This window comes from Serinibacter arcticus, from assembly GCF_004786095.1.
GTDB lineage: Bacteria > Actinomycetota > Actinomycetes > Actinomycetales > Beutenbergiaceae > Litorihabitans > Litorihabitans arcticus.
On the sequence record NZ_RHPJ01000002.1, the window covers coordinates 1 to 20,788 of the forward strand.

The window sequence follows — 20,788 nt, forward strand, 5'->3', positions numbered from 1 at the left end:
AGAACTGCGTGGCCGGGGTGATGTCCGTGAAGGGCGAGGTCGTCGGAGCGGTGAACTCCGGCTCCTCGGCCATCCGGTACAGGAACGCGGCCATCGCGTCACGGTTGATCGGCTCCAGCGGGCGGAACGAGGAGGTTCCGTCGCCGTTGGCCCAACCGGTGGAGATCTCCTCGGCGTGCAGCCAGGCGATCTCCTTGTAGAACTGGTTGTCCGTGCTCACGTCGCTGAACGGGGAGACCGTCGGCGGGGTGAACTCGGGCGAGTTGGCCTGGCGGTAGAGGAACGCCGCCATGGCGTCACGGGCGATCGGGGTCAGGGGGCGGTACTCGCGTCCGTCCTCGGTCTCCCAACCGGTGGAGATGCCGTTCTCGAACAACCACGAGATGTCCTCGAAGAACAGGGTCCCGATCGGAACGTCGGTGAACGGCACCGGCGTGGGGTCTCCTGCCTCGATGCCCGTGAGGTACTCGAAGCCCTCGGCCGCGAAGGAGTCGTCGGCCGGGGAGCCGTCGTACTCCATCACGTAGAGCTCGACCCCGACCTCCTGCGCCTTGGCCAGGATGGCCTCGAGCTCCACGTCGCCGTCACCGAGGTTGGTGAAGACCGGACGCGGCTGCTCCTCGGTGCCACCGAGGTTGGTGGCGTCCTTGACGTGCAGCAGGTCGATCCGCTCACCGTGCTCGGCGAGCAGGTCCACGACGTCGACGCCCGCGTGGGCGGCCCAGGCGATGTCCACCTGGAACGTCACGAGCTCGGGGTCGGTCTCCATGACGAGGATCTCCCACGCCGACCGGGTCTCTCCCTCGTGCTCGTACGTCGTGGTGAACTCGCCGTCGTGGTTGTGACCGAAGAACTTTCCGGTCCCGTTCGCCACCGACAGCGCGCCCAGACGATCCATCGTGTCGGCCGTGGCCAGCACGTCCTCGTACGACGTGATCCCCGGGGCCGCGAACCCGCCGGACCCGACGTACCGCTGGCCCAGCGTCTTGACGTAGGCCAGGGTGTCGGCGAACGTCGCCTCCTCCACGCTGTAGTGCGAGGTGGGGATCGCGAACCCGTAGGAGTCGGCCAGCGCCCGGAAGTCGGCCGCGGCATAGCCCCGCAGCGTCCCGCCGAAGGGCTCGATGTTCTCGAACCCGATCGTGGACAGGCGGTCCATGACCGGCACGAGGCCGTCCTGACCCACCCAGTTCACCAGCGAGTACATGCCCATGGAGACCTGCTCCGCGGGGATGTGCACCGGATCGGTGCCGCCCTCGACCTCGACGACCGAGAACGTGATCTGACCGGCCTCGCCCACGACGCCGTCGGCGTCGGTGGCGCGGAAGTCGACCGTGTAGTCGCCCTCCTCGGTGATGTCGGTCGGGCCGGTGTAGTCGGCCCAGTCGCCACCGTTGATCGAGTACTCGACGGACTCCGCGCCCTCGTCCGCGTCGAGCACGAGGCTCGCCGGGGCGTCGTAGGCGGAGAAGTCGGCGCAGGCGATCGGTAGACCCGGCAGGACGTTCTCGTGGATCATCACCGAGAGCGGCTCCTGGCGGGCGATCCACTCGGCGCTGCCCGAGCCCGAGGCGTTCCCGTCCGCGTCGGCCACCAGGTTGCCCCGGGGGTCGGCGGGGTCGGAGGACACCCAGATCTCGTTCGGCGGCGCGGAACTGCCGGACGGGTCGTGCTTGTAGTGCCCGCCCATGGTCGAGCAGGTGCCCGCGTGGAGGTGCGAGGCCTGGCTCGAGTCGGGCTCGAGGCCCGTGGCGTCGACCGTGACGGTCGTGCCGGTGGCCGACTTCACGAGCGTCGCGGTGCCACCGATGTCATCGGCGGCTGCGGCCATCTCGTGCGAGCCGTGGTCCATGTCCTCGTGCGAGTGCGGACCCATCACGGCGTGGGAGGTGCCGAGGACGTTGCCGTCGACGGCGGGACCCTCGGGCTCGCCGCCACCGGCCGGGAGGCCGGTGATGTACTCGAAGCCCTCGGTGGCGAAGGACTCGCCGTCCTCGGCACGGTCGTACTCCACGGTGTAGAGCTCGACGCCGACCTCCTCCGCCTTGGCCAGGATGGCCTCCAGCGGAACGTCACCCTCACCGAGGTTGACGAAGGTCGGACCGTCGGCGGCACCGAGGTCGATCGCGTCCTTGACGTGGAGCAGCTCGACGCGGTCGCCGTGCTCCTCCAGCAGCGCCACGACGTCGACGCCCGCGTGCGCGGCCCAGGCGACGTCGAGCTGGAACGTGACGTTCTCCGCCTCGGTCCTCTCGACGAGCAGCTCCCACGCGGACAGCTCCTCCTCGGCGTGGTCCCCGGCCGGGTAGGTGGTCGTGAACTCGCTGCCGTGGTTGTGGCCGAAGAACTTGCCGACCCCGGCCTCGACCGACCGTGCCCCGAGACGGTCCATCGTCTCGGCGGTCGCGAGGGTCTCGGTCAGGGTGCCGATGCCCGGCTCGGCGAACCCGCCGGACCCGACCCAGCTCTGTCCGAGGGTCTCGACGTACGCGAGCGTGTCGTCGAAGGTGTCCTCGTCGGTGTTGTAGTGCGACGTGAGGACGCTCAGACCCAGACCGTCGGTCAGCGTCCGGAAGTCCTCGGCGGCGTACGGCTCGAGGTTCGCGCCGTACGGCTCGACGTTCTCGTAGCCGATCTCCGCGAGACGCTCGAGCACCGGCTCGAGGCCGACGTCCTCGGTCCACGGACCGAGCGAGTACATGCCCATCGCGACCTTCTCGACGGGGATGTGGACGGGCTCGGGCTCGGGGGTGACCACCTCGGTCACACCCGGACCGTCGAAGTTCAGCGTGTCGAGCTGCAGACCGGCGGAACCGGTCACGTGGAGCGTGCCGGTGCCGGTCGGGAAGGCGATGGCCTCGCCGTCGGCGCCGGTGAAGTCGGTGTCGCTCCAGGCGTCACCGGTGACCGTCGCGGTGGCGAAGGGCTCGGCGTCGGCCGCGTCGAAACGGAGCTCGACCGTGCCCGAACCCTGAGCGCGTGCGGAGACGCCCTCGATGCCCGTGAAGTTGACCGGCGTGTAGGCGAGGTGCCCACCCTCGGCGAAGACGATCTTCGCCCCGGCGTTGGCGGTGCCGTCGCTCTGACGCTCACCGTTCTCGATGACGTTCGCGTGCTCGGCCTCCTGGTTGAACACGTTCAGGACGGTCGAGAGCGTGGTGGTGGCGGGGTCGACGCCCTGCGCGCCACCGTCGGTGTAGGTGGCCACCACGACGCCGTACAGCTTCTCGGTGTCACCGTGCTCGACGGCGTCGGCCGGGGTGTCGTACACGCCCTCGCACTGGCGCGACTGCGTCACGAGCGGGTGCGCGTGCGTGTCGTGCCCGAGACCGAAGATCCAGCGCATGCGGTCGCACACGATCTGGTCGCCGTCCTCCGCGTCGGTCGCGGTGTACCGGTACGGCACGTCGTCGCCCCACGCGAAGAATCCGCCGTCGGCGGGGTACTCGAGCGTGAGCACGGGCGCCTCGTTGCCCACGGTCACGGTGACCGTGGTCGCCGTGGACTTGCCCTGCGGGTCGGTGACGCGCAGCGTCGTGACGAACGCGCCGACCTCGTCGAACGTGTACTCGGCGGAGACACCCTCGGCGTCGAACTCGCCGTCGCGGTCGAAGTCCCACTCGTAGGTGAGCTCCTCGCCCTCGGGGTCGGAGGAGCCGGAGCCGTCGAAGGTGACGGTCACGGGTGCCTCGCTGGCCGACGGCGGGTCCGCCGTCGCGACCGCGATCGGAGACTTGTTCTCCGGCGCGAACTCGATGCGGTACAGGCCCGCCTCCGGGTTCTGCGTGAAGAAGCCCTTGCCGTAGTCGAGCACGTACATCGCCCCGTCAGGGCCGATCTCCATGTCGATCGGACCTGACCAGCTCGGCTGCTCGTTGGTCTCGAGCGCCTCGTTGGGCATGAAGTTCTCGATCTCGACGACCTCGCCGTCCCAGTTCGGGCCGGCCTCGGTGTCGAGGCCCTCCATGCTGATGGCCGCGACGTAGTCCTGGGAGAACTCGTACATGAACGCCTTGCCGTCCCAGTACTCCGGGAGCTGGCCCGGGTTCTCGATGGTCTCGTCGTAGCGGAAGACCGGACCACCCATGGGGCCCTGGCCGCCGTTGGGCGAGAACTCGACGAGCTCGTCGAACGGCTGGTCGCCGGGGTTGTCGCCGTAGTACAGCTGCGGCGCCGTCGCCGGCGGGAGGACCTCGAGACCGGTGTTCCAGCGCGAGTCGTTGATCGCACCGGTCTCGCAGTCGAAGAACTCGCCCGGCGTCGCCGTCGCGAAGTCCCAGTTGTTGTAGTTCGCGTTCGGGCCGTGGCAGTACGGCCAGCCGCCGTTCAGCGCCTTGGTCGTCGACTGCCACTCCACGTAGCCCATCGGGCCGCGCGCCTCGATCGGGTCACCCGCGTCGGGCCCGTAGTCCGCCCACGTCACGGCGCCCGACTCGGGGTCGACCGCCATGCGGAACGGGTTGCGCAGACCGCCGACGTAGATCTCGGGCCGCGTCAGCTCGGTGCCCTCCTCCCAGAGGTTGCCCTCGGGGATCGTGTAGGAACCGTCCTCGGCCACCGTGACGCGCAGGATCGCTCCGCGCAGGTCGTTGGAGTTGCCGGCGCCGCGACGGGCGTCGAGCCCGGGGTTCATGCCGGGGGCGTCGTTGTTGGGCGCGAAACCGTTGGCTCCGGGGGTGCCGGCCGGGGTGTTGTCACCGGTCGTCACCAGGACGTTGCCGTCCAGGTCGAAGTCGATGTCGCCGCCGACGTGGCAGCACTGGCCGCGCTCGACGCCGACCTTGAGGATGACCTGCTCGGAGGCCATGTCGAGGGTGCGGGCCTCGAAGTCCCACTTCACGCGGGTGAGCTGGTTGTAGCCCCTCCACTGGTCCCAGTAGGTGGCCTCGTCCTCGCCCGCGGGCAGGACGGTGGGCGCGGAGCCCTCTGGCGTGCTCTCGGGGTAGTTCTCACCCTCGGCGTTGACCATCGTGGCGGGTGCGTAGAACAGGTACACCCAGCCGTTGTTCTCGAAGTCCGGGTCGAGCGCGAGGTTCTGCAGCCCGTCCTCGGAGTTGTTGTAGACGGGGACGTCCGTGATCACGTTGGTGACACCGGTGGCCGGGTCCGTGTGACGGATGATGCCGTCTCGTGCGGTGTGCAGGACCGTGAGGTCCGGCATCACCTTCAGCCCGATGGGCTCGCCGGTGTCCCCCGTGAGGAGCACACGCTCGTAGTTGGACCAGTCGAGGGCTTCCTCGTCGGTCACGTCGGCAGCGGCGACGGCTGGTGCCGCCCCGGGTGCGTCGCCGGGTGCGGCGAATGCGGCTTGCGGCAGGAGCAGCGCTCCCGCGGCGACAGCGACGACCGCTGTCCGCAGGGTGGATCTCATCACAGTGCACTTCCTTCATCGTCGAACGTTGTGCGACGTGGTGGCCCCGGTCAGGTGGGCCCCACGGCGTAATCAGTTCGTGCGTCCTCCTCTCGTTCTGCCCCCTGCACGGTCCCGACCGCTCAGCGGGTCGAGAAGGCGGCGTCGAACGCGGCGTCCGACGGGTCGAAGGCGTGGGACCGCACGAACTCGAGGGCCTGGGGCGCGCCGATCAGGCGGTCCATCCCGGCGTCCTCCCACTCCACCGAGAGCGGGCCCTGGTAGCCGATCGTGTTGAGCATCCGGAACGCGTCCTCCCACGGGACGTCACCGCGTCCGGTGGAGATGAAGTCCCAGCCGCGGCGCGGGTCGGCCCACGGCAGGTGCGAGCCCAGCCGGCCGTTGCGGCCGTTGCTCAGGCGCTTCTTCGTGTCCTTGCAGTGGACGTGGTAGATGCGGTCCTTGAAGTCCCACAGGAACGACACGGGGTCGATGTCCTGCCAGACCATGTGCGAGGGGTCCCAGTTCAGGCCGAAGGACTCGCGGTGGCCGATCGCCTCGAGCGTGCGCTGCGTGGTCCAGAAGTCGTAGGCGATCTCGCTGGGGTGCGGTTCGAGCGCGAACCGCACGCCGACCTCCTCGAAGACGTCGAGGATCGGGTTCCAGCGGTCGGCGAAGTCCTGGTAACCGGCCTCGATCAGCTCGTCGGAGACGGGCGGGAACATCGCGACGTACTTCCAGATGGCCGAACCGGTGAAGCCGGTGACGGTCTTCACGCCGAGCCGGGCTGCGGCACGCGCCGTCATCTTCAGCTCCTCGGCCGCGCGCTGACGCACGCCCTCGGCCTCGCCGTCGCCCCAGATGCGGTCGGGCAGGATGTCGCGGTGGCGCTGGTCGATCGGGTCGTCGCAGACCGCCTGGCCCTTGAGGTGGTTGGAGATCGTCCACGCCTTGAGGCCGTTGCGCTCGAGGATCGCGAGCCGGTCGGCGACGTAGTCGTCGTCCTCGGCCGCGCGCCAGACGTCGAGGTGGTCGCCCCACGAGGCGATCTCGAGACCGTCGAAGCCCCACTCGCCCGCGAGTCGCGCCACCTCCTCGAACGGCAGGTCGGCCCACTGGCCGGTGAACAGGGTGACGGGTCGGGCCATGGTCGTCTTCCTTCCGGTTGCCCGCCGTCGGGCGCGTCGTTCGTCTGGCCCGACGGCGGGGTCGTCCGTTGATGTCGTACGTGCGGACCTGCTGGTGGTGCGGCTGGTGGTCGTGCGTCGCGTGCGGGGGCGCGTCAGCGCGCCAGCGCCACGCTGCCCTCGAGGACCTTCGTCCAGGCACGGTCGCCCGAGGCGCTCGTCTCGACGGCCTCCAGCACGCGCTGGACACCGAGGGCCTGGCCGAACGTCGGGGTGGGGTCCTCGCCGTCGTGGATGGCACGGACGAGGTCGACGACCTGGTGGGTGAAGCCGTGCTCGTAACCGAGCCCGTGGCCGGGGGGCCACCACGCCGAGACGTAGGGGTGCTCCGGCTCGGTGACGACGATGCGGCGGAAGCCGTTGACGTGGCTGTCGTCGCCCAGGTCGAGGAAGTGCAGGACGTTGAGGTCCTCGAAGTCGAAGCTGAGGGATCCGCGCGAGCCGTTGATCTCGAGGCGGATGGCGTTCTTGCGACCCGTCGCGAAGCGCGTGGCCTCGAAGGTCGCGAGGCCGCCGCCCGAGAGGTCGCCGAGGAAGACCGCGGCGTCGTCGACCGTGACGGGACCGCGCTCCGTCCCGGCCGTGCCCGTGAAGCCGCCCGAGGCGGTCTGCACCGGGCGCTCGGTGACGAAGGTGCGCAGGGCGCCGGAGACGCTCGTCACGCGCTCGTCGCTGATGAACTGCACCAGGTCGACGATGTGCGAGCCGATGTCGCCCAGCGCGCCGGAACCCGCGAGCTTCTTGTCCAGGCGCCAGGACAGCGGCGCCTCGGGATCGACCAGCCAGTCCTGGAGGTACTGGGCGCGCACGTGGCGGATGGTGCCGATGCGGCCCTCGGCCACGAGCTGGCGGGCGAGCTGGATGGCGGGCACGCGGCGGTAGGTGAACCCGACCATGGAGCGCACGCCCCGGGCGGCGGCTGCCTCGGCCGCGGCGGTCATGCGCTCGGCCTCGTCGATCGTGTTGGCGAGCGGCTTCTCGCACAGGACGTGCTTGCCGGCCTCGAGGGCGGCGATGGCGATCTCGGCGTGCGTGTGGCCGGGGGTGCAGATGTCGACGACGTCGACGTCGTCCCTCTCGAGCACCTCGCGCCAGTCGCTGGACGCGGACTCCCAGCCGAGCTTGTCGGCGGCGGCCTGGCTGCTGGACGCGTCACGGCCGCAGACGACGCTCATGCGCGGGGCCAGCGGGAGGTCGAACACGCGGGGGGCGGTGCGCCAGGCCTGCGAGTGGACGGCACCCATGAAGGCGTGGCCGATGAGGGCGACGCCGATCTCGGGCTTGTGCGGGTCGGTCATGTCTGAGTCCTTCCACCGGGGTGGGGGCACCGCGGGGCCGGGAGACGTGCTCCCGGCACCCGCGGCGCCCCCGCCGCGGTCATCGCTGGTGGATCAGGACTCGAACGCGGTCGGCAGGTACTGCTCGACGTTGTCCTGCGTGACCACGGGGGCGAACAGCTGGATCTCGCGCGGAACCTCGAACTGCACGAGGTCGCTCATGCCCTTCTGCTGGGCGAGCAGACGGGCGAGACGGACGCCGTCGGCGGCCTGCGTGGACGGGTAGACGACCGTCGCCTGCACGACCGAGTCGCCCGACTGGATCTCGCGCATCATGTTCGCGGAGCCGGCGCCGCCGACCATGAAGAACTCGCTGCGGCCGGCGTTCTCGATGGCGGCCAGGACGCCGACGCCCTGGTCGTCGTCGTGGTTCCAGATCGCGTCGATCTGGGGAGCGGCCTGGAGCAGGCCGGCCGTGACCGACTCGCCGCCGGCGACCGTGAAGTCGGCCGCGACGCGGTTGGAGACCTCGAGGCCGCAGTCACCGAGCGCCTCGGCGAAGCCGGCGCTGCGGTCCTGCGTCAGGGGCAGGGAGTCGATGCCGGCGATCTCGGCGACGACGGCGTCGGACTGGCCCTCGAGCTGCTCGCAGATGTACTGGCCGGCGGAGACGCCCATGCCGTAGTTGTCGCCGAGCACCGTGGTGCGGGCGGCGAACGGGCTGGAGAACTCGCGGTCGACGTTGACGACCGGGATGCCGGCCTCCATCGCCTCGGTGGCGACGGCCGTCAGGGCGGCGCCGTCGAACGGGAGAACCACGATGGCGTCGACGCCGTCGTTGATGAACTGCTGGATCTGGGCGATCTGGGCGTTGACGTCGTCGGTGCCCTCGGAGAGGCGGAACTCGACGTCCTCGTAGCGGTCGGCCTCGTTCTGCGCGCCCTGCGTGATGGCGCCGATCCAGCCGTGGCCGGCGGCGGGGCCGGAGAAGCCGATCGTGACGGTCTCGCCGACCTCGTCGTTCGCGCCGCCACCGGCGGTGGACTCACCCGAGGCGCCCGGGGCGGCCTCGGTCTCGGGGGCGGGCGGCTCGTTGCCGGTGCAGGCGGTCAGGACGAGAGCGGTGGCGGCGAGGGCGCCGACGGCCATCAGGCGACGACGGGGGGTGGTGCTGAACATGCGTTCCTCCTTGAATGCAACGGGTGTGTGGCGGGAGCCACGGGTGGTGCTTGTGGAGCGGGAGATCGGACGGGGGTGGAGCTGATCGGGATGAGGGCGACGCCGGGGCGCCGCTACCTCCGCTTGACGGTCGCGAAGCGCTGCTGCAGCAGGACGGCGGCAACGATGATCGCGCCCTTGGCCACGGCCTGGACCGAGGAGTCGAGGTTGTTCTGCGTGAACACGTTGGTGAGGATCTGGAAGACCAGGACCCCGAGCACGGTGCCGACGATCGTTCCGCGGCCACCGACCAGGAGCGTGCCGCCGATGACGACGGCCGCGATGGCGTCCAGCTCGTAGAGCGACCCGGTGCTGGAGGAGCCGGCCGTGGTGCGCGCCAGGATCATCGTGGCGGCGATGCCGACGCACAGACCGGCGAGCGTGAAGACCCACATCGTGTGGCGCTTGACGTTGATGCCGGCCAGACGGGCGGCCTCGGGGTTGCCGCCGACAGCGATGGTGCGGCGTCCGAACGTGGTGCGGTTGAAGAGGAACCAGCCGATCACGGCCACGACCGCGAACATCCAGACGATCATCGGGATGCCGAGGATGTCGCCGCGGAAGAAGTCGAGGAAGCCGCGATCGGTGATGACCTGGGTCTGGCGACCGGAGATGATCTCGGCGAGACCGCGGGCCGCGACGAGCATCGCGAGCGTCGCGATGAACGAGACCACCCGGCCGTAGGCGACGAGCAGACCGTTGATCAGACCCGCCGCACCACCGACGGCGAGCGCCGTGAGGACCATGACGATCCAGTGGAACTCGCCCGCCAGGTTCTGGGTGGCCCAGGTCGTCGCCCAGATGGTGGCGAGACCCATCACGGAACCGACCGACAGGTCGATGCCGCCGGACGTGATGACGAACGTGACGCCGATGCTGATGACGCCGATGACCGCGGCCTGCTCGAGGATGACCAGGAAGTTCGGAACGCTCAGGAAGCGGTCACCGGCCGTGACGGTTCCGACGATGATCAGCGCGACGAGCGCGACGACGAGGCCGATCATCTGCCCGAGGCCGAGGCCTCCGCCGAGCTTGGCCTTGCGTGCCGGGGTGGCCTCCCCCTGGTTCGCGTCCACCGAGACCTGATCGGCCCCGGTCGCGGTCGTTGTACCCGAACTGCTGCTCACGCGTGTGCTCCTTCCATGACGAGGTCGAGCACCTTGTGCTCGTCGATCTCGGTTGCGGGACCGGTGTGGACCACGCGGCCGTCGGCGACGACCATGACGCGGTCGGCGAGGCCGAGGACTTCCTCGATCTCGCTCGAGACGAGCACGACCGCGGTCCCGCGGCGCGTGAGCTCTCGGATCAGTGCGTAGATCTCCGCGCGCGCGCCGACGTCGACGCCGCGCGTCGGCTCGTCGAGCAGCAGCACGTCGCAGCCGTGCACGAGCCAGCGGGCGAGCATCGCCTTCTGCTGGTTGCCGCCGGACAGCGTGCGGATGTTGCGCTCGACGTCGGGCGGCGCGAGCTGCAGCGCGGTCGCCTGCTCCTTGGCCGCCGCGCGCTCGGCGCGCTCGTCGAGCACGCCGAGCTTCGCGAAGCGCGCGAAGGTCGAGAGCGTGATGTTGCGGTAGATGGGCTGGTCCAGGAGCAGGCCCTGGCTCTTGCGCTCCTCGGGGGCCAGGCCGATGCCCTTGTTCACGGCGTCGATGACGGATCCGCGGCGCAGCGCCTTGCCGTTGACCTTGACCGTGCCGGCGGTGGCGCGGCGCGCCCCGTACAGGGTCTCGATGATCTCGGAGCGACCGGCGCCGACCAGGCCTGCGAGGCCGACGACCTCGCCCGGGCGGACGGAGAACGTCACGGGCTCGAACGTGCCGGCGAGAGCGAGGCCATCGACCTCGAGCACGGGCGTCTCCGACTGCGGTCCGACGGCGTCGCCGCCGAAGTTCGTGACGACGTCGCGGCCGGTCATCAGGGAGATGAGCTTCGCGGTCGGCGTGTCGGCGACGGCGAGGGACGTAGCGACCGTGCGGCCGTCCTTGAGGACCGTGATGCGGTCGCCGATCTGGCGGATCTCCTCCAGGCGGTGGGAGATGTAGACGATGGCGACGCCCGCGTCGCGCAGCGTGTTGACCACGCGGAAGAGCTGGTTGACCTCCTCCTGGTCCAGCACGGCGGAGGGCTCGTCCATGATGATCAGCTGCGCGTCGTGCGAGAGCGCGCGGGCCATCTGGACGACCTGCTTGCCGGCGGCCGAGAGCGAGCCGACGAGGCGACCCGGTCGGATCTCGGAGTGGCCGAGACGCGCGAGCAGCTCCTTGGCGCGACGGTTGGCCTCGCTGCGCTTGAGCACGCCACCCGTGGCCAGCTCGTTGCCCAGGAAGATGTTCTCCGCGACACTCAGGCCGTCGACGACGTCGAGCTCCTGGAAGATCGTGGCAATACCCATCTTCAGGGCGGCCGCCGTCGAGGTGAGCTTGACGACCTCGCCCTTCCAGCGGATCTCCCCCTCGGTGGGCTGGTGCGCACCGGCGAGCGTCTTGATCAGCGTCGACTTGCCCGCACCGTTCTGACCGAGGAGGCAGTGGACCTCACCGGGCAGGACGTGCAGGTCGACACCGTCGAGTGCCCGAACTCCGGGGAACACCTTGACGATTCCGTTCATGTCCAGCAGCTCCGCTGGCGGGTCCTCTGTGACCATACGGCGACACTAACGAGCACTTCCGACGGCTGTCAACGTAAGTAGGTAACGTTCCTGTCTCAACCCGTGATGCCCCGGGCATCGCATGGACGGCCGCGGCCCGCGCTCCCTACAGTCGCGGGCACGGCCGGGGGTCGGCGGCACGGGCGCCCTGACCTCGAGACACGAAAAAGGCGTAGATCCCCGTTCTTGTGTTGATCTGCGCCATAAGATGACCACGCGGGCCACCCCCGTGGACCGACGAGAGGCTGGCCGATGAGCACCGACACCACCGAGAGAATGCGGATCGTCACGCGCTCGGCAGGAGCGGGAGAGCTCTTCCAGCTGTTCCGCGACGGTCGCCCCCGCACCCGGACCGAGCTCGCCACCACCACCGGCCACGCGCGCTCGACGATCACCTCCCGCCTCGAGGCGCTGCTCTCGAGCGGTCTCATCGCGCCCGTCGGCGAGGCCAGCTCGACCGGGGGTCGCCCCTCGACCTCGTTCGCCTTCAACCCGTCCTCGCGCGTGGTGCTCGCCGTCGACCTCGGAGCGACGCACGCCCGCCTCGGGCTGACCGACCTCGCCGGGCGCGTCCTCGCCGGCAGCGAGCACGCGATCAACATCTCCGACGGTCCCGACGCCGTGCTCTCCTGGGTGGCCGAGATCGGCCGCGACCTGCTCGACGAGGCGGGCCGCGACCTCGCCGACCTGATGTGCATCGGGGCGGGCCTGCCCGGACCGGTCGAGCACTCCACCGGCCACCCGATCAACCCGCCGATCATGCCCGGCTGGGACGGCGTGGACGTGCCAGGGATCCTGACGGGGCACCTCGGCGTCCCCGCGTTCGTCGACAACGACGTCAACCTCATGGCCCTGGGCGAGCACCGGCACGCCTGGCCCGAGAAGACCGACCTGCTGTTCGTCAAGGTCGCCACGGGCATCGGCGCCGGACTCATCCTGGATGGTCAGCTGCGCCGCGGCGCCCAGGGCGCGGCGGGCGACATCGGACACATCAGCCCGGACAACGAGCTGACCACGCCGTGCCGCTGCGGCAACATCGGCTGCCTCGAGGCCGTCGCCGGCGGGGGCGCGCTCGCCGCCGAGCTGCGCGAGCAGGGGGTCGACGCCACGACGAGCTCCGACGTCGTGGCCCTCGCACGGTCCGGCAACCTCCCCGCTCGACACGCGGTCCGGTCCGCCGGCCGGCTGATCGGGACCGTGCTCGCGAGCTGCGTGAGCATGGTCAACCCCTCGCTCATCGTGGTCGGGGGTGTGCTGGCCGAGTCCGGCGACCACCTCATCGCCGGGATCCGCGAGGTCGTCTACCAGCGCTCGCTGCCGCTGGCCACGCAGCACCTGCGGATCGTCACGTCTCGTACCGGCGCCGCGGCCGGCATCCTCGGGGCGAGCATGCTCGCCGTCGACGAGATGCTCTCGGTCGAGGCCGTGGACGCGCTCGCGGGCTGACCGCCCGCCTGACCGCCTGCCTGACGGGCGGATCGCGCGACCGGCTGACCGGCCGAACCGGCGGGAACGACCTCTCCCGAGAACGTCCTCCGTCGCGTTCCGGCGGCCGTTACCGCGACCCACGACGTTCTCGACGTTCGTTCCGGGGTCCCCACCCGTCCGTGGAGGTCGGCATCCCAAGGTTGCGATCGTTCGTGTCCTTCGGAAGGACACGAACGATCGCAGAAAGTTGACCGCCCGCCGCGGCTCGCATGCCGGCGATCGAAACCGCGAGGCAGGACGTTCTCGGTGGGCGGGTCAGCGAGGCGGGGCGGGGTGGTGGGGGGTGGTGCGGGGTGGTGGGGGCGGGTCAGCGAGGCGGGGCGACCCCCGCCAGCTCGAGGATGAGGTCGCGGACCTCCGTCGCGGCGAGCCGGTCGCGGGCGACCGACGCGTCGTCGCACAGCAGGACCGGCGCGAACTCCGGGTCCTCCGGCAGCCGGCCGTGGCTCCCCCGCACGGGCGAGGGGTCCAGCGGGACGACCTGCATCGAGTACCGCAGCCCCGCCTTCTTGCGGATCAGCGTCGACGCCGCGCGCGCCTTGACCCACCTGTCCTTCGGGTCGAAGAACAGCTCGGCCGGGTCGTAGCCCGGCTTCTTGTGGATCTCGACGGCGCGCGCGAAGTCCGGCGCGTCGGCGTCGTCGAGCCAGTAGTAGTAGGTGAACCACGCCTGCGGCTCGCTGACGACGACGAGGTCGCCCGCGCGGTCGTGGTCCAGCCCGGCCTCGGCCTTCCCGGCGTCGTCGAGCACCTGCTCGACCCCCGGCAACGCGCGCAGCAGCTCCGCCACCTGCGGCAGGTCGGCGGGGTCGTGCACGTACACGTGCGCGATCTGGTGGTCGGCGACGGCGAACGCCCGCGACGTCCACGGGTCCAGCAGCTCGCCGGTCGCGTTGTGGTGCACGTGCAGCAGGCCCGCGCGGCGCAGCGCCCGGTTGATGTCGACCGGCTGCGAGACCGGCGTGATCCCGTACTCGCTCAGCACCACCACGCGTGCGCCGAGCGCGCGGGCGTCGTCGAGCAGCGGGGCGAGCTCGCGGTCCAGCTCCTGCGCCGCGCGCACCCCCTGCGGGCTCTCGGGGCCGAACCGCTGGTGGTCGTAGTCCAGGTGCGGGACGTAGGCCAGCGTCAGGTCGTGGTCGGGCAGCACCTCACGGGTCGCGGCGATGATCCAGCGCGAGGAGGCGATGCTCGCCGTCGGACCCCAGTAGGTGAAGAGCGGGAACTTTCCGATCTTCACCTCGAGCTCGTCGTGCAGCTCGGGCGGCCACGACCAGAAGTCCGGATCCTTGGCACCGTCCGCGTGGTAGACGGGACGGGGCGTGATCGTGGAGTCCGCCGTCGACCCCATCGCGTACCACCAGCACACGTTCGCCACGCGGTAGTCGGGGCGCGAGCGCCGGATCGTCTCCCACACCTTCTCGCCCGCGACGAGCCGGTGGTGCTGACGCCACAGCAGCACCTCGCCGAGGTCGCGGAAGAACCAGCCGTTCCCGACGGCGCCGTGCTCGCTCGGCAGCGTGCCCGTCAGGAACGTCGACTGCACCGAGCACGTGACGGCCGGCAGCACGGTGCCCAGCTCGGCCTGGAAGCCGGCCGCGCCGATCGAGCGCAGGTGCGGCATGTGCTTGAGCGCGTTCGGCGTGAGCCCGACAACGTCGAGCACCAGGATCTTGTCGGCGGACGTGCCGCCGTGGTCGTTGCTCATGCGTTCTCCCGTTCCAGGCCGAGGGTCGCCAGGTGGTCGGCGGCCCAGGTGAGCTCGGCGGCGATGCCCGCCACGAGCTCGGCGTCGGTCGTCGGACGCTGCGCGCTCGGCAGCACGCCCCACGTGTAGCTCTCGACCTCGAGGTGGTCCACGACGGGCTCGTCCCCGCCCAGCAGCACCGCGAGCGACTCGCGCAGCTCCGGCGTCGTGCTCCGCAGACCGGGAGCCTGTGCCTCGGCATGAAGCGGCACGTGGAAGTGGATGCGCCAGGGGTCGGCGCCCGAGTCGGAGTCGCACCCCGCGAGCGCCTCCGGCAGGTCGTCGAACCCGCGCCCGAGCGCGGCCGCCCCACCGGGCACCCGCACCTGGTGCAGGAACCGGTCCTCGGCGAACTCCCCCAGGGCCTCCCGGGAGGCCGGGTCCGCGGGGTCGGCCACGTGCAGCGCGGCCGAGACCTGAGCCTTCACGACCGAGATCCCCGCACCGGAGAGCAGGTCGACGGCGTCGCGCGCCGTCGCGAACCCCGTCGCCAGGTGGGCGAGGTCGAGGCACACGCCGAGGCGGTCGCGATCGAGCCCCTCGAGCGCGACGACGGCCTGCTCCACCGTCTCCACGACACACCCCGGCTCGGGCTCGAGCCCCACCTGGATGCTGCGCCCGGTCTCGCGCTCGATCGCGGCGAGCTCGTCGGTCAGGGTCGCAAGGTTCTCGCGCGCGGCGGCGGCGCGCGCGTCGTCCCACGGCTCGCGCCACGCGAGCGGGAGCGTCGAGATCGAGCCGCGCGCGACGTCGTCGGGCAGCAGGCGCGCGAGCACCCACGCGGCGTCGACCGTGTAGGCGAGACGCTCCGCCGTCGTCCAGTCAGGGTGGTAGACGGCGTGCTTGACGACGGGCGCCTGGAACGCGCCGTACGGGAACGCGTTGACGGTGACGACCTCGCCGCCGGCGCGGCGCAGCCCGTCGCGCAGACGCGCCAGCGCGTCAGGATCGCGGCGCAGGGTGTGGACGGCGTCGGCCGAGAGCCAGGTCCCGATGCTGAGCGACGGCGTGCCGACGGCCTCGCGCACGGGACGCGCGTACGTCTCGAGCTGGGCGACGATCCCGTCGACCTCGTGCGCGGCGTGGACGTTGGTGCAGTAGCCGAGGTGGATCGTGCGGCCGCCGGGGTGGCGCAGCCGCATCAGTCGATCGCCTCGCCGCGGGCGAGGGAGTTGCCGGCGAAGTCTGCGGCAGGTGCCGAGGCGTTCTCGTCCGGCAGGACCAGCCGCCCGCTCCGCCCGTAGAACTCCACGGGGTTGCGCCACAGCACGCGGTCGACGTCGTCCTCGGTGAACCCGGCCGCGAGCATCGCCCGCCCCGTGTAGAGCGTGGTGAGCGGGTCGCTGTGACCCCAGTCGGCGGCCGAGTTGACCATCACGCGCTCGAGCCCGACGCGCTGCAGGATCGTGACCATCCGGTCCGGCGACATCTTGGTGTCCGGGTAGATGGAGAACGCGGCCCACGACCCGGAGTCCAGCACCATGTCGACCGTGCGCTCGTTGAGGTGGTCGACCACGACGTCGGCGGCGTCGAGCCCCGACTGCGCGACGATCTCGAGCGTGCGGCGCGTGCCGGCCTCCTTGTCGCGGTGCGGTGTGTGGACCATCGCGGGCAGCTCGTGCTCGCCGGCCAGCTCGAGCTGGCGCACGAACGCGAACTCCTCCTCGGGCGTCATCGAGTCGAAGCCCGTCTCGCCGACGGCGACCACGCCGTCCTTGGCGAGGTAGCGCGGCAGCTTCTCGAGCACGCCGATGCAGCGCGGGTCGTTCGCCTCCTTCGGGTTCAGCCCGATCGTGGCGTGGTGCGCGATGCCGAACCGCGAGGCCCGGAACCGCTCCCAGCCGAGGAGGCCGTCGAAGTAGTCGAGGAAGGAGTCCACGGACGTGCGCGGCTGGCCGAGCCAGAACGCGGGCTCGGTCACGGCGCGGACCCCGGCGTCGTACATGGCGCGGTAGTCGTCCGTGGTCCGGGACGTCATGTGGATGTGGGGGTCGAAGATGCGCACGGTCAGTCCTTCGTGTCTGTGGCTGCGGTGTCTGCGGGTGCGCCGGCGTCGGCGCCGATCAGTCGGCGCGTGTCGGCCGTGACCTCGCGGCCGGCGGCCTCGCGCTCGGCGGCCAGGGCGGCGGCCATGCGCACCAGCTCGTCGTCGCGACGGCGCTCCAGCCCGTCGACCGCTGCGAGCGGCACGCCCGTGAACAGGCACTTCAGCACCGCGTGGCGCCACTCGCCGTCCGGGAGGTGCTCGCTCGCGTACGGCCCGACGGCGGCCGCAACCAGCCGCGTGTCGTTGGCGCGCAGGGCGTCGCGCACCATGTCCAGGGCCGCCGCTGGGACGCTGTCGAGGTCGAGGTCGCGCAGCGCACGCAGCACGGCTCGACGCTCGTCGGCGTCGCCGTGGTGGTAGAGGTCGGCGAGGACCTCGACCGCCGCGGCCGGAGCGCCCGCCACCGGGCGCCAGGCCAGGAGCAGCTCGCGCCGCCCGAGGTCCTCCAGGCGGGGGTGCAGCAGGTCGTCGGGATCGCCGGCGGCATCGTGGTCGGAGGCGGGGCCGCGCCCCAGCGTCCGCGCGGCGGCGGCGAACAGCACGGGCAGCGCGCCCGGGTCGGTGCGCACCCTCTCCTGCTGCTGCGCGAGGCGCTGGGTGTCGAGCCCCGTGTCGAGACCTGCGTTCGGCTGGGTCATGCGATCGTCCTCCCTGACGTCACTGCGGATTCGCGCGGGCCACCGAGCGCCACCCCGGCCGTGGCCGCGGCGGCGCGCACGGCGGCCAGCGAGCTGGTGGCCACGCGGGGCGCGGCGTGGTTGTGGCGGGCGAGCTCGACGCTCATCAGCCCGGCGTAGCCGACCGCGGCGAGCTCGCGCAGCAGCGGCGGGAGGTCGACCTCGCCGTCGCCGAGCTCGAGGTGCTCGTGCACCCCGCGGCGCATGTCGTCGACCTGCACGTGCGCCACGAGCGGACCGTACGTGCGCACGACGGCGACCGCGTCCTCCTCGTTGCACGTGAGGTGGCCGAGGTCGAGCGTCATGCGCAGGTGATCGGGTCGGCCGGTGCGCGCGAACAGCTCGTCCACGTCGGCGGCACGCTCGAGGAACATGCCGGGCTCCGGCTCGACGGCGAGCGTCACGCCCGCGCGCTCCGCGGCGTCGAGCACCGGGTCGAGCGTGGTGAGGACACGGTCCCAGGCGACGTCGTCGGACACGCCCTCGGGCAGGATCCCCGACCACAGGTGCACCACGGGGGCGCCCAGGTCGACAGCGACGTCGACGGCGCGCAGCAGCAGATCGGTGCGCCGCTCCCGGCCGTCGTCGGAGACCAGCGTGGGGTGGTGCTTGTGGCGCGGGTCGAGCAGGAAGCGCGCACCGGTCTCGATGACGACGGCGAGCTCGCACTCCGCGAGCAGTCGCGCCACGTGCGCGGTGCGCGCCACCACGTCGTCGGCGAACGGGTCGAGGTGGGCGTGGTCGAGCGTGAGGGCGACACCGCCGTAGCCGAGGTCGGCGAGGAGGCGGAGGGCGTCGTCGAGCCGGTGATCGGTGAGGCCGTTGGTGCCGTACGCGGGGATCATCGCCGGTCGGCGTTCAGGTCGGTGCTCAGGTCGGTGCTCAGATCGGCGTTCACGACGGGGCTCAGATCGGCGTTCACGACGGGGCTCACGTCGTCGCGATCCGGCGGGCGAGCCTCTGCATGACCGGGGCGAGGCCGACGAGCGCGAGACCCGCGAGCGGGGTCGCGGCGGCGGCGAGCTGCGCGGCCTGGAGCGGGAGGAGGCCCTTGATGCCGCGGCGCGTGGCGTCCAGCACGGTGCCGGCGTCGGGCGACGTGGCCGCGGCGGCCTGCGCCCGGCCGACCGTGACGCCGTAGAGCGCGGCGAGCCCCGCCGTCGCGACGGCGTCGCGCCAGTGCGCACGACGCTCGCCCACGAGCGTGCCGACGACGGTCGCGGTGGCCACGCTCGCCGTCGTGGCGACGGCGGACCAGCCCGTGACCGGGTCGGAGCCGTTGACCTCACCGCGCGCCAGGGCCGTGACGGCGACCGTGTGGGCGCCGGTCGCGAACGCGGCCGGGAGGGCGGCGCGGTGGCCGCACGCGCCGAGCATGACGTCGAGCCCGCGGGCCGCCCCCATGACGAGGGGGCCGACCGGGGTCGGCTTGGCGAGCAGGTCGTAGGACCACGCGGCCGCGGCGACGGCGACCGCGACACCGAACCCGCGGCGCCCGAGACCGGTGGCCAGCAGGAGGCCGGCCCCCGTGAGTCCACCCGCGAGCGCGAGCGCGTAGCGCGGGGTGATGCGACCGGACGGGAGGGGTCGCTCGGGGCGTTCGACGGCGTCGAGCTCGCGGTCGGAGTAGTCGTTCAGCGCCATCCCGGCGAGGTAGAAGCACGCCGCCGCGGCGGGGGCGAAGGCGGTGCGGGCACCCGCGGGCCAGCCGGCGGCCGCGGCCCCGGCGAGCGAGTCACCGGGGACGGAGATGACGGCGGGCAGCCGGACGAGCTCGGCGAGATCGGCGAACGAGGGCGTCACGGGGTCGGCTGCGTGGCGGGTGCGGCCGACGCCGCGGCCGACGCCGTGCTGCGCGCGGGCAGCTCGCCGATCCAGTCCACGAGGCTGTGCCACTGCTCGTCGAGCGCGTGCGAGCGTCCGGCGAGCGGCTCCTTGAAGAAGAACCCGAGCGCCGACAGCGGACCGGACTGGCCGGCGTCGTGCGCGCGGTCGAGGAGCCGGACGAGGTCGAGGACCAGCGGGGCCGCGAGCGCCGAGTCGGCGCCCTGCCACGTGAACTGCATGGTCATCCGGGTGCCGAGGAAGCCCGAGAAGGAGATGTGGTCCCACGCGGTCTTCCAGTCGCCCTGGTCGGCGACGTAGTCGATGCGCACCGGACCCTCGACGGGGTAGCCGAGGATCGTGGAGACCGTGAGGCCCTTGGTGGTGGTCTTGCTCTTGGCGGCCTCGGGGTCGCTGAGGGTCTCGCCGTCGCCGCCGCCGAGGATGTTCATGGCGGTCCAGCTGTTCACGCGGAGCGCGCGGCGGCCGAACAGCGGCGCGAGCGCGGACTTCACCAGGGTCTCGCCGGTCTTGCCATCGCGGCCCGCCCACGGGATGCCGAGCTCGCGGGCGAGCGCGTCGAGCGCGCCGCACGCGGGGCCCGTGCTGGGGGTGAACGCGGCGAGCGGGAAGCCGGCCCGGAAGGCGGCGTAGGCGTAGAGCGAGCTGATCGGGAGGGGCGAGCCTCCGCCGTCGAGCTCGGCCTCGAGCGTGGCGAGATCGTCCAGCGCGGGCGACGGCACGACGGGCGGCTCGGTGCTGGAGACGTCGACGACGACGACGCGGTTCAGACCGTTCTCGTCGCGGAAGGCCGTCAGGTCGCGCACGAGCTGCTCGATGCCGGCGCGCTGCGGGACACCGGCGGCGACGCCGGGACGGATGCGCGCCTCGACCTCGGCGAGCTCGGCGGCCAGCTGGTCGGGCAGGCCGTAGGGGATGACGCCGCTGCGCGCGAGGTTCGCGGCCTGCTCGGCGACGGTGTGCTGCGCGACGTCGTGGCCGCCGATCACGAGATCGGTGAGGGGGACGAGGTCGGCCGCGGCGACGTCGGGCAGCTCGGAGACGAGGCCGTCGGTCGGGGCGAGGCCGCGCTGGATCGCGAGCAGCCCCACGGTCGCGGTGGCCGCGACGGAGCCGCGGGCGCCGATGAACCAGATTCCCGTGCGGGCGCGCACGTGCGATCCTGGGGTGGCGGCGGGGCCTGCGGTGTCCGGAGCGGCGTCCGTGGCGAGGGACGACGGCGTCGAGGACTCAACGTTGAGCATGGCTCCACGGTACTCGGCTTTCGTTGCCGGTCAAGCAAACGTAGTGAGTGTTCCGTCAGAC

14 protein-coding genes are annotated in these 20,788 nt (G+C 71.7%); 1 reads left to right on the forward strand and 13 read right to left on the reverse strand.

Annotated elements, in window-relative coordinates; translation table 11 throughout:
* The 6 genes from SERN_RS15700 to SERN_RS04890 form a co-directional block, all read right to left on the reverse strand.
* The coding region (locus SERN_RS15700) for a PQQ-dependent sugar dehydrogenase (RefSeq protein WP_135849041.1) at positions 1–5,371 on the reverse strand (5,371 nt) is incomplete at its 3' end.
* A 122-nt stretch (positions 5,372–5,493) separates the two neighbouring features.
* Positions 5,494–6,498 carry a sugar phosphate isomerase/epimerase family protein gene (locus SERN_RS04870; protein WP_135849042.1) on the reverse strand — a complete coding sequence of 335 codons (1,005 nt, stop codon included), beginning with the start codon at positions 6,496–6,498 and terminating at the stop codon, positions 5,494–5,496.
* Between the two features lie 134 nt (positions 6,499–6,632).
* A complete protein-coding gene (locus tag SERN_RS04875) occupies positions 6,633–7,835 on the reverse strand; it encodes a Gfo/Idh/MocA family protein (protein ID WP_135849043.1) in 1,203 nt (400 codons plus the stop codon).
* A gap of 93 nt (positions 7,836–7,928) precedes the next feature.
* The gene (locus tag SERN_RS04880; RefSeq protein ID WP_135849044.1) at positions 7,929–8,993 is read right to left on the reverse strand and encodes a substrate-binding domain-containing protein; all 1,065 of its coding nucleotides are present in this window, start codon (positions 8,991–8,993) and stop codon (positions 7,929–7,931) included.
* A 113-nt stretch (positions 8,994–9,106) separates the two neighbouring features.
* Entirely contained in the window at positions 9,107–10,159 is a 1,053-nt protein-coding gene (locus SERN_RS04885) for an ABC transporter permease (RefSeq protein WP_233251485.1), read from the reverse strand.
* Positions 10,156–11,676: a sugar ABC transporter ATP-binding protein gene (locus SERN_RS04890; RefSeq protein WP_135849045.1), complete on the reverse strand. Its 1,521-nt coding sequence runs from the start codon at positions 11,674–11,676 to the stop codon at positions 10,156–10,158. Before SERN_RS04890 ends, SERN_RS04885 begins: the two co-directional genes overlap by 4 nt.
* A gap of 255 nt (positions 11,677–11,931) precedes the next feature.
* On the opposite strand from SERN_RS04890, the gene SERN_RS04895 reads away from it, so the two are divergent.
* On the forward strand, positions 11,932–13,125 hold the full coding sequence (locus tag SERN_RS04895; protein WP_233251486.1) for an ROK family transcriptional regulator: 1,194 nt from the start codon (positions 11,932–11,934) through the stop codon (positions 13,123–13,125).
* 349 nt (positions 13,126–13,474) lie between these two features.
* Here SERN_RS04895 and SERN_RS04900 read toward each other — a convergent pair whose 3' ends face one another.
* The 7 genes from SERN_RS04900 to SERN_RS04930 form a co-directional block, all read right to left on the reverse strand.
* Positions 13,475–14,875, reverse strand: a complete 1,401-nt coding sequence (locus SERN_RS04900; protein WP_135849046.1) for an alkaline phosphatase family protein — start codon at positions 14,873–14,875, stop codon at positions 13,475–13,477.
* Positions 14,872–16,056 (reverse strand): metabolite traffic protein EboE, encoded by a 1,185-nt coding sequence (gene eboE / locus SERN_RS04905; protein ID WP_135849047.1) that lies wholly within the window; start codon positions 16,054–16,056, stop codon positions 14,872–14,874. Before eboE ends, SERN_RS04900 begins: the two co-directional genes overlap by 4 nt.
* Positions 16,056–16,919, reverse strand: coding sequence for a TatD family hydrolase (locus SERN_RS04910; RefSeq protein WP_135849048.1), 864 nt, complete (start codon positions 16,917–16,919; stop codon positions 16,056–16,058). The genes eboE and SERN_RS04910 overlap by 1 nt, the downstream gene beginning before the upstream one ends.
* A gap of 2 nt (positions 16,920–16,921) precedes the next feature.
* Positions 16,922–17,599 (reverse strand): EboA domain-containing protein, encoded by a 678-nt coding sequence (locus tag SERN_RS04915; protein ID WP_135849049.1) that lies wholly within the window; start codon positions 17,597–17,599, stop codon positions 16,922–16,924.
* On the reverse strand, positions 17,596–18,483 hold the full coding sequence (locus tag SERN_RS04920; protein ID WP_135849050.1) for a sugar phosphate isomerase/epimerase family protein: 888 nt from the start codon (positions 18,481–18,483) through the stop codon (positions 17,596–17,598). The genes SERN_RS04915 and SERN_RS04920 overlap by 4 nt, the downstream gene beginning before the upstream one ends.
* A gap of 85 nt (positions 18,484–18,568) precedes the next feature.
* Complete coding sequence (locus SERN_RS04925; protein WP_199241513.1) at positions 18,569–19,441, reverse strand: SCO3242 family prenyltransferase; 873 nt, start codon at positions 19,439–19,441, stop codon at positions 18,569–18,571.
* Positions 19,438–20,727, reverse strand: coding sequence for an inositol-3-phosphate synthase (locus tag SERN_RS04930; protein ID WP_135849052.1), 1,290 nt, complete (start codon positions 20,725–20,727; stop codon positions 19,438–19,440). The genes SERN_RS04925 and SERN_RS04930 overlap by 4 nt, the downstream gene beginning before the upstream one ends.
* Positions 20,728–20,788 lie beyond the last annotated feature (61 nt).

Bases quoted from the DNA above. Each gene is read 5' to 3' on its own strand.
- SERN_RS04895 (WP_233251486.1), top strand. From the start codon at position 11,932: ATGAGCACCGACACCACCGAGAGAATGCGGATCGTCACGCGCTCGGCA.
- SERN_RS04880 (WP_135849044.1), bottom strand. From the start codon at position 8,993: ATGTTCAGCACCACCCCCCGTCGTCGCCTGATGGCCGTCGGCGCCCTC.
- SERN_RS04870 (WP_135849042.1), bottom strand. From the start codon at position 6,498: ATGGCCCGACCCGTCACCCTGTTCACCGGCCAGTGGGCCGACCTGCCG.
- SERN_RS04875 (WP_135849043.1), bottom strand. From the start codon at position 7,835: ATGACCGACCCGCACAAGCCCGAGATCGGCGTCGCCCTCATCGGCCAC.
- SERN_RS04900 (WP_135849046.1), bottom strand. From the start codon at position 14,875: ATGAGCAACGACCACGGCGGCACGTCCGCCGACAAGATCCTGGTGCTC.
- SERN_RS04890 (WP_135849045.1), bottom strand. From the start codon at position 11,676: ATGGTCACAGAGGACCCGCCAGCGGAGCTGCTGGACATGAACGGAATC.
- eboE (WP_135849047.1), bottom strand. From the start codon at position 16,056: ATGCGGCTGCGCCACCCCGGCGGCCGCACGATCCACCTCGGCTACTGC.
- SERN_RS04915 (WP_135849049.1), bottom strand. From the start codon at position 17,599: ATGACCCAGCCGAACGCAGGTCTCGACACGGGGCTCGACACCCAGCGC.
- SERN_RS04920 (WP_135849050.1), bottom strand. From the start codon at position 18,483: ATGATCCCCGCGTACGGCACCAACGGCCTCACCGATCACCGGCTCGAC.
- SERN_RS04930 (WP_135849052.1), bottom strand. From the start codon at position 20,727: ATGCTCAACGTTGAGTCCTCGACGCCGTCGTCCCTCGCCACGGACGCC.